Source organism: Thermococcus sp. (genome assembly GCF_027066465.1).
Taxonomy (GTDB): domain Archaea; phylum Methanobacteriota_B; class Thermococci; order Thermococcales; family Thermococcaceae; genus Thermococcus.
The window spans coordinates 1-5,598 of record NZ_JAMONU010000195.1; the positions used below are offsets into that span (position 1 = coordinate 1).

6 protein-coding genes and 1 pseudogene are annotated in these 5,598 nt (G+C 58.7%); all 7 read left to right on the top strand.

Going from position 1 to position 5,598, the window contains the following annotated elements:
* A pseudogene (locus MVK46_RS09660) lies at positions 1–161 on the top strand (phosphoribosylamine--glycine ligase); the annotation flags it as partial.
* Positions 162–171: 10 nt separating this feature from the next.
* Positions 172–1,314, top strand: a complete 1,143-nt coding sequence (locus MVK46_RS09665; protein ID WP_297536471.1) for a formate--phosphoribosylaminoimidazolecarboxamide ligase family protein — start codon at positions 172–174, stop codon at positions 1,312–1,314.
* The gene (locus MVK46_RS09670; protein WP_297536466.1) at positions 1,314–1,820 is read left to right on the top strand and encodes a TIGR00725 family protein; all 507 of its coding nucleotides are present in this window, start codon (positions 1,314–1,316) and stop codon (positions 1,818–1,820) included. The genes MVK46_RS09665 and MVK46_RS09670 overlap by 1 nt, the downstream gene beginning before the upstream one ends.
* A gap of 66 nt (positions 1,821–1,886) precedes the next feature.
* Complete coding sequence (purS, locus tag MVK46_RS09675) at positions 1,887–2,129, top strand: phosphoribosylformylglycinamidine synthase subunit PurS (protein ID WP_297536467.1); 243 nt, start codon at positions 1,887–1,889, stop codon at positions 2,127–2,129.
* A 1-nt stretch (position 2,130) separates the two neighbouring features.
* Entirely contained in the window at positions 2,131–2,802 is a 672-nt protein-coding gene (gene purQ, locus MVK46_RS09680) for a phosphoribosylformylglycinamidine synthase I (RefSeq protein WP_297536468.1), read from the top strand.
* A 4-nt stretch (positions 2,803–2,806) separates the two neighbouring features.
* Positions 2,807–4,945, top strand: a complete 2,139-nt coding sequence (gene purL, locus MVK46_RS09685; RefSeq protein WP_297536469.1) for a phosphoribosylformylglycinamidine synthase subunit PurL — start codon at positions 2,807–2,809, stop codon at positions 4,943–4,945.
* A partial coding sequence (locus tag MVK46_RS09690; RefSeq protein ID WP_297536470.1) for a formate--phosphoribosylaminoimidazolecarboxamide ligase occupies positions 4,942–5,598 on the top strand: 657 nt, incomplete at its 3' end. The genes purL and MVK46_RS09690, both read left to right, overlap by 4 nt.

Below are 5,598 nucleotides of genomic sequence, written 5' to 3' on the forward strand. Positions count from 1 at the left end.
CCGATAGCATTGAGGAAGCAGAGAGAATAGCTCAAAGAGCGGTTCCCCACATAAGGGGTGAGCTGTTCTACAGGCGCGACGTCGGAACCCGGGAGAGCGTTGAGAGGAGGATTGAGCTGATGCGGAAGCTTGGAAGGGACTTTGAGCCGAATCCCTGCTGAGGTGATGGAAATGATAAGCCGCGATGAAATTTTGGGAATACTCGAGAGGTACGACCCCGAGAAGATAACAGTCGGCGTTCTCGGGAGTCACTCCGCCCTGGACATAGCCGACGGTGCTAAGGAGGAAGGTTTGCCCGTTCTGGTCGTGGCGCAGAGGGGCAGGCACAGGACTTACGCCGAGTACTTCAGGCTGAGGAAGACCAGGGACGGCCTGACAAAGGGCTTCATCGACGAAGTCATCATCCTTGAAAAGTTCGCCCAGATAATAGACGTTCAGGATGAGCTCGTTAGGAGGAACGTAATCTTCGTCCCCAACCGCTCCTTCGTGGTTTACACCGGCATAGAGGGGGTGGAGAACGAGTTCAGGGTTCCGCTCTTCGGGAGCAGGAACCTGCTCAGAAGCGAGGAGAGAAGCGAGGAGAAGAGCTACTACTGGTTGCTTGAGAAGGCCGGACTCCCCTATCCGGAGCCGGTTGAGCCGGAGGAGATTGACGAGGTCGGCCTCGTCATAGTCAAACTCCCGCACGCCAAGAAGAGGCTCGAGCGTGGATTCTTCACGGCGGCATCATATAAAGAGTTCCGCGAGAAGGCCGAGAGGCTGAAAAAGCTAGGCGTAATCACGGAGGAGGACCTCGCGAGGGCCAGAATCGAGCGCTACATCATCGGGCCTGTGTTCAACTTCGACTTCTTCTACTCACCGATTGACGGTGAGATTGAGCTTCTGGGAATAGACTGGCGCTTCGAAACGAGCCTTGACGGCCACGTAAGGCTCCCAGCGGCGCAGCAGCTCACCCTCCCCGAGTGGCAGTTCGAGCCCGAGTACACCGTCTGCGGCCACGCTTCATCGACGCTCCGCGAGTCGCTTTTGGAGAAGGTCTTCGACATGGCCGAGAAGTACGTTAAGGCGACGCAGGAATACTACAAGCCGGGAATAATCGGGCCGTTCACGCTTCAGACGGCGGTGAACAAAGACCTGAACTTCTACATCTACGACGTCGCCCCGAGAACCGGCGGTGGAACGAACATTCACATGTCGATGGGACACCCCTACGGCAACGCCCTCTGGAGGAAGCCCATGAGCACCGGACGGAGGGTCGCCCTCGAGATAAAGCGCGCTATCGAGCTGGACGAGCTTGAGAAGGTGGTAACCTGATGGTTCAGATAGCCGTTGCCGGTTCCGGCGACTCGGAGCTCATCCCAGAGGCCGAGAGGAAGGCGAGGGCCTTCGCCAGAGTCCTTCCCCCTGACGTCGTCCTTTTAACGGGTGGGAAGGGCGGAATAATGAAGGTTGTCTCCGAAGAGTTCAGGAGACGCGGTGGAACGGTCGTCGGAATTCTTCCGGGGGACGAGGAAGGGAACCCGTACAGCTCGGTAAGGATAAAGACGGGCTTCAATCCGGTGGGCAGGAGCGTCGTCCTTGTTACCTCAGCCGACGTCCTCGTTGTTCTTGGCGGCGGCTCGGGAACGATGGTCGAAGCTCTTATGGCCTACAACCTCGGGATTCCGGTCGTTGTCCTTACCGGAACAGGTTACAGGAGCGACGAGCTTAGGGCCCTCGCGAAGGACGGCTTCTTTGACCACAGGAAACGGGCGAAGGTTGCCTTCACAGAGAGCCCCGAGGAGGCCGTTGAGCTGGCGCTGAGGCTCGCACGTTCTTAACATTTTTCTGTCAAAATAAGCCTTAAAAACTCCCAATTTTTACACTTTTCTGGCAAGGTGGTTGAGATGAAGTGGAGGGTTACCGTTACCGTTCGCCTCAAGGAAGGACTCAACGACCCCGAAGGGAGGGTCATAGGGAAGGCCCTCAGAAACCTCGGCTACGCCGTTGAAGGCCTGCGCGTTCCGAAGTGCTTCGAGTTCGAGCTTGAGAGCGAAAACCCTGAGGAAGAGGTTGAGGAGATATGCAGGAAGCTCCTCGCCAACCCGCTCATTCACAGCTGGGAATACAGGATAGAGCCGGTGAGCTGAGATGGTGAAGTTCGCGGTCATCGTCTTTCCGGGAACCAACTGCGACTTCGAGACGGAGCGGGCAATAAAAAAGGCCGGAGCCGAGGCGGAGCGCGTCTGGTATAAAACGAGCCTCAAGGACTTCGACGGCGTGGTTTTGCCGGGTGGCTTCAGCTACGCCGATTACCTTCGCGCCGGAGCGATAGCCGCCCGTCAGGAAATAATGGAGGAAGTGAAGGAGTTCGCCGAGGAGGGGCGGCCGGTTCTCGGAATCTGCAACGGCTTTCAAATCCTCACCGAGGCGGGCCTTCTGCCCGGGGCTTTGAGACCCAACAGGGTTCCGCGCTTCCTCTGCAGGTGGGTTCACCTCCGAGTAAACGACACGGAAACTCCTTTCACTTCTCTCTACGAGCCGGGAGAGGTCATAAGGATGCCGATTGCCCACGCGGAGGGCAACTATTACATTGACGACCCCTCGAAGGTCAGAATAGTCTTCCAGTACAGCGACGAAAACGGGGACGTGAGCGAAGAAGCCAACCCCAACGGCTCCGTTCTGAACATAGCGGCGATAGCCAACGAGCGTGGCAACGTTCTCGGGACGATGCCGCATCCGGAGCGCGCGAGCGACCGCTTTCTGGGGAGTGAGGACGGCCTGAGGCTGTTCAGGAGCATGGTTGAGTTGGCGAGGAGGTGAGGAAATGTTCCCGCACGAGAGGAAGCTCATCCGCGAGCGCCTGAAGAGGGAGCCGAACGAGCTCGAGTGGGCGATGCTCGAAGTTATGTGGAGCGAACACGCCTCTTACAAGTCGAGCAGACCCTGGCTCAAGCTTCTCCCGACGGAGAACGAGCACGTGATTTTAGGCCCCGGCGAGGACGCCGGAATAGTGAGGTTCGACGACGAGACGTGGATAGCCGTTGGAATCGAGAGCCACAATCATCCGAGCGCGGTCGAGCCCTACGGAGGCGCCGCTACCGGAGTTGGCGGAATTGTGAGGGACATACTCTGCATGGGCGCGAGGCCAATAGCGCTTCTCGACCCCATACGCTTCGGCCCGCTGGAGAAGGAGCGCAACCGCTACCTCTTCGAGGGGGTCGTTAAGGGAATAGCCGATTACGGCAACAGGATAGGTGTCCCGACCGTTGGGGGCGAGACCGAGTTCGACGAAAGCTTGGATAACTACACGCTCGTCAACGTCGCCTGCGTTGGCATCATGAGGCCGGAGCACCTCGTCCACAGCCACGTGACCGAACCTGGCCTCAAGCTAATCCTCGTCGGCAACAGGACCGGCAGGGACGGGATTCACGGCGTAACCTTCGCGAGCGAGGAGCTGGGCGAGAACACCGAAGAGGACCGCTCGGCCGTTCAGATTCCCGACCCCTTCACGGAGAAGCTCCTCATCGAGGCCACGCTAGAGGCCGTTTACACCGGCAAAGTTAAGGCGCTCAAGGATTTGGGGGGCGGGGGACTGACCTGCGCCTCCTCTGAAATGGCTGGCAAGAAGGGCTTTGGGGCAGTAATATACGCCGACAGGGTTCCTCTCCGCGAGCCGGGAATGACCCCGACCGAGGTTATGATTTCAGAGAGCCAGGAGAGGATGCTCTTCGCGGTTAAGCCGGAGGACGTCGAAGAAATAGGCAGGATTTTCGAGGAGTACGAGCTCGAGTGGACCGTCGTCGGCGAGACGATTGATGAACCACGCTTCGTCGTCTACTGGAGGGGCGAGAAGGTTGCGGATTTGCCGATAGAGCTCTTAACTGACGTTCCCACGATAGAGTGGGAGCTGAAACCTTACAGCGCCGAGAGACCGGTCGAGACGCCGGACGTTTCTTTTGGAGAAGCCTTCGACCTCGTCTGGGGCAGTCCGAACATCTTGAGCAAGCGCTGGGTCTGGGAGCAGTACGACCACGAGGTTCAGGGGAGAACCGTCCTTAAACCGGGCAGGGACGCGGCGGTTCTTAAGATAAACGACGAGTACGGTTTGGCTTTCGTCGCCGACGGGAATCCGAACCACAGCTACCTGAACCCCTACCACGGCGCGATGGGGGCCGTTGCAGAGGTGGTGAGGAACCTCGTTAGCGTTGGGGCCGAGCCTCTGGCCCTGGTTGACAACCTCAACTTCGCCTCGCCCGAGAGGCCCGAGGTCTACTGGAGCTTTGCGGAGACCGTCAGGGGGCTGGCGGACGCGGCGAGGGCCTTCGGCCTGGCGTACGTCAGCGGGAACGTGAGCTTCTACAACGAGGTCGTTGATAGGCCAATAAAGCCGACTCCCGTCGTAGCTGGCCTCGGGAAGGTGAAGCTTGAGGATATTCCTCAGGGGGCTTTCGAGGGAGGCCTCCTCATAGGGGTAGTTGGCCTCACGAAGCCCGAACTCGGCGGCTCCGAGCTCTTCGCGAGGCTCGGCGTTGAAGGTGGCCTCGCACCGCGCGTAGACCTTGAGGAAGAAAAAGCCAACGCGAGCGGAGTCCTCGAGGCGATAAGGAGGGGCCTCGTCAAAGCGGTTCACGACGTGAGCAGGGGTGGCCTCGCGGTCGCTTTGACGGAGATGGCCGTTGCTGGAAAGGCAGGCTTCACGGCCGACCTCTCAAAGGTTCCCTCCGAAACCTCCAGCCCAATCGAGGTCGCCTTCAGCGAGAGCCACTCAAGATACATCGTGGCGTTCCCGGAGGAAAACCTTGAGGAGCTTAAGGGTCTCTTCAAGCACTTTGCCATCATCGGAAGGACCGGCGGGGGCGACGCGGTCTTCCTCTGGAACGGGCGAGAACTCCTCAGAAAACCCGTTTCGGAGCTCAGAGCCGTTCACGAGTCCCTACCAAGGCTTTTGGGTGAGGAGGAATGAGGGTAGCGACCTACGCCTCCCACTCGGCCCTTCAGATTTTGAAGGGGGCAAAGCAGGAGGGCTTTGAGACTATAGCTTTTGGAAAGGCCCGGGTTAGACCGCTCTACACGAAGTACTTTCCGGTTGCCGATTACTTCATCGAGGGAGGCTATCCCGAGGGAGAACTCCTCGAGCTTGAGGCAGTGGTTATTCCCACCGGCTCCTTTGTGGCACACCTCGGCGTTGAGCTCGTCGAAAGGATGCGCGTTCCCTACTACGGCAACAAAGAGGTGCTGAGGTGGGAGAGCGACCGCTCACTCGAGAGGAAGTGGCTCGGGGAGGCGAAGCTGCGCCTTCCGAGGGTCTACGACGACCCCGATGACATAGAAGGACCAGTAATCGTCAAGCCCTTTGGAGCCAAGGGCGGGAGGGGCTACTTTTTGGCCAAGAATCCAGAGGACTTCTGGAGGAAGGCCGAGAGGCTCGGCATAAGGGACAAGGAAGACCTAAGCGGAATCCAGATTCAGGAGTACGTGATTGGAGTTCCGGTTTATCCACACTACTTCTACTCAAAGCTGAACCGCGAGCTTGAGCTGATGAGCATTGACCGTCGTTATGAGTCGAACGCCGACGCGATAGGCAGGATTCCAGCGAAAGAACAGCTGGACATCGAG